Origin of the sequence: uncultured Faecalibaculum sp. (genome assembly GCF_910588395.1) — a bacterium.
Lineage (GTDB): Bacteria > Bacillota_I > Bacilli_A > Erysipelotrichales > Erysipelotrichaceae > Faecalibaculum.
Window position 1 is genome coordinate 1 of sequence record NZ_CAJUPA010000074.1, and the last position, 2,508, is coordinate 2,508.

A 2,508-nucleotide genomic window follows, 5' to 3' on the forward strand; every position below is an offset into this window, starting at 1 on the left:
CGCTCCATGTTAAGACCTGTGAAGCCATCGTCCTGATAGACTGCCACAACCTCCCATCCCTGCTTTTCGCAGTATTTTTCCAGCATATCACGCTGGTTTGCGATACTGGCACTTTCGCCTTGCAGGTCATCGTCCTTTGACAGCCTGCAATAGACCGCCGCACGATAGCCCCCGGCAAGTGCCTTTCCGATTGTTCTGTATTCCATTTCGTTCATCATAGCCATTTACCCACACAATCCAGACGGTATCTGGCTCTTTTGAACCTCATCTTCATTATAGCCCATATCTTTCTTTTTAGCAAGATATTCTTTCGTATTTATCTTTCCGTATTTCTGGGAAATCAGGCTGACGAACACATCGGTTGCGTCCAGCTCCCCGTCAAACACAGTAGTCACATGAATCTCTGTTTTGTTTTTTGCCATAGGCAGTTATCCTCCATACATGAAAATAGCCAGACAGAGGGTGTCGGCAACGAAGTCCGGCAACGGGCTTCAAAAGACCTTGCAAACAATCTCAATCTGGCACTACTTACTATTTATACTTTTCTTTTATTTTTCTGTTGTTTTGGTTGTTATAAGGGAGAAAAGCCCGGAAATAAGGGATTTTCCCCGGCAACCGGCTCGGCAACGGGATAGCAACAGGAGGTGCAACGGGCTGTCATTTTCAGAATGGAAGCTCCATCTGTTCTGTGACCTCCACAAAACCGTCCATCGTTTTTTCAGACGGGTTGCCGGAGTCCGTTGCCGGGTTTTCACGCTCCCAGCCCTTTTGTCTGCCATATTCTGAAAACATTCTTGGGTTCGGGAAGTACCGCCAGCCGGAAATGCACTGGTTCATAATCTCGTTGATTTCCCGGATTTCCCATTGCTTCGGTTCGTCAAAGGCATGGTTCAAGGCTTCCTTGTAGAGCTGCTTGGAGCAGACCATGCTCCCGGTGTACTTATCAAGATACGCCTGTATCATTCCGGCTTTGGTGTCCTCCGGCATAAAATCCCGCTGGTGTTCTTTGAGATACCGCTGCATGGCGGGGCTGAAAGCCAGCTTGAACCTGCCGCTTCGGTAAATCTCCATCGCTTCCGCCCACATCTGCTCGATATAGGCTCTGGAAGCGGCTTCGTCCTCCAAAATGTGAACCTCGGCTTGCTCCGGGTACACCATGACGGGGATAAAGCGGCGGTTGCCGGAACGGTCAAGGGGCAGGAAGTCAAGGGCATTGGAAGTGCCGCCAAACACGCACTGACGGGGGCGGTCTGCCGGGTGGGTTTCATAGGGTATCTTGTAAACCTCTTTCTGCCGGCTTAAAAATGACTTGATTTCCTCAATGCTCTTGGCGTTTGCGGTTGCCATCATTTCCGACATTTCGATAATCCAGTGACCTTGCAGCTTGCGGTACACATTGTCATCGTCCAGCTTCCGCAAATCATCGGAGAACCACTCGTCCCGGACTGCCAGCAGACGGAAGAAGGTGGACTTGCCAGCCCCCTGACCGCCGACCAGACAGAGCATGATTTCAAACTTGCACCCCGGCTGAAAGGCTCGTGAGATAGCACCCATCAGGAACAGCTTCAACGCTTCATAGGTGTAATCATCTGCGTCAGCTCCCAGAAAGTGCCGTAGGCAGAAGCGGATTCGTTCCTTCCCGTCCCACACAAGGGAACTTAAATAATCCCGGATGGGATGATACTTGTTTTCATTCGCCACAATCCCGATGGCGTTATCAATCTTTTTCTCATTGGTAAGCCCGTAGGTTTCTTCCAGATAGAGAAGCAGATACTTCATATCTGTATCGTTCAGGGGGGTGCTTTCCCTGTGGAAACCGATGGGCTTTATGATGTCCTTGCGGTCAGTCAGGATGTTGTATGCGATAGCCCCGGAAAGCAGCGGGTCACGCTGGAATACGGTCAGGCAGTTCCGTATGCTCTGACGGACACCGCCTTTCTCGGTGGTTTCCAGCCCCGCCTTGATTTCCTCAATGCTCTGGGGCGGCTGCATGGCGTTCATGGTGTTTTTTAGTTCTTGCTGCGTCTGCGGCTGCAAGCTCTGCCATTCGCTGTTCAAGCTGTATCACATCCTTTCCGTAGTCCGTAATCAAAGCCGCTTTTTCCTCTGTCTCCCCGAACAGCAGCACATCCAGCAGATATTCCACTTGGTCTTGCTTCTGTAAGGCTTCCACAAACCGGGGATGAAAGGCTTCCTCCGGGGAGTGCGGGGCGTAGTCCATTCTCCATGCCATCAGCAAGTGAAGATAATCGGCAAGGGTACGGAAGCAGCGGCTCTTTGCTTCCTGAAACTGTTCCTCCGGGGATTTCTGCCGGGGCTTGGGCTTTTTTGCCTTTCCCGGCGGCTTCCAGTCCTCATAGGAAAGCCCGAAGTCCTGTGCCAGTTGTACGGCGGCTTCTTTCTTTCCCAGCCCATACAGGGCGGCGGCAAAATCAATCACATCCCCATCCGCACCGCAGCCGAAGCAGTGGTAACGCCGATCCAGCTTCATGCTTGGGGTTTTATCGT

At 51.6% G+C, this 2,508-nt stretch carries 5 protein-coding genes; 1 reads left to right on the forward strand and 4 read right to left on the reverse strand.

Going from position 1 to position 2,508, the window contains the following annotated elements:
* Both QZ305_RS11570 and QZ305_RS11575 read right to left on the reverse strand, forming a co-directional pair.
* Positions 1-224, reverse strand: a 224-nt coding sequence (locus QZ305_RS11570) for a recombinase family protein (RefSeq protein WP_294732144.1), incomplete at its 3' end; no start/stop codon positions are given.
* The gene (locus tag QZ305_RS11575) at positions 225-422 is read right to left on the reverse strand and encodes a hypothetical protein (RefSeq protein WP_009251541.1); all 198 of its coding nucleotides are present in this window, start codon (positions 420-422) and stop codon (positions 225-227) included. It lies immediately after the preceding gene.
* Between QZ305_RS11575 and QZ305_RS11830 the strand changes: the two genes are divergently transcribed.
* Positions 396-635 (forward strand): tweety protein, encoded by a 240-nt coding sequence (locus tag QZ305_RS11830; protein WP_081645077.1) that lies wholly within the window; start codon positions 396-398, stop codon positions 633-635. The genes QZ305_RS11575 and QZ305_RS11830 overlap by 27 nt on opposite strands.
* A gap of 28 nt (positions 636-663) precedes the next feature.
* On the opposite strand, the gene QZ305_RS11580 is transcribed toward QZ305_RS11830, so the two are convergent.
* Positions 664-2,001 (reverse strand): virulence-associated E family protein, encoded by a 1,338-nt coding sequence (locus tag QZ305_RS11580; RefSeq protein ID WP_294732145.1) that lies wholly within the window; start codon positions 1,999-2,001, stop codon positions 664-666.
* Positions 1,970-2,508: CHC2 zinc finger domain-containing protein (locus tag QZ305_RS11585; RefSeq protein WP_294732146.1), on the reverse strand; the 539-nt coding region annotated here is incomplete at its 5' end. The genes QZ305_RS11580 and QZ305_RS11585, both read right to left, overlap by 32 nt.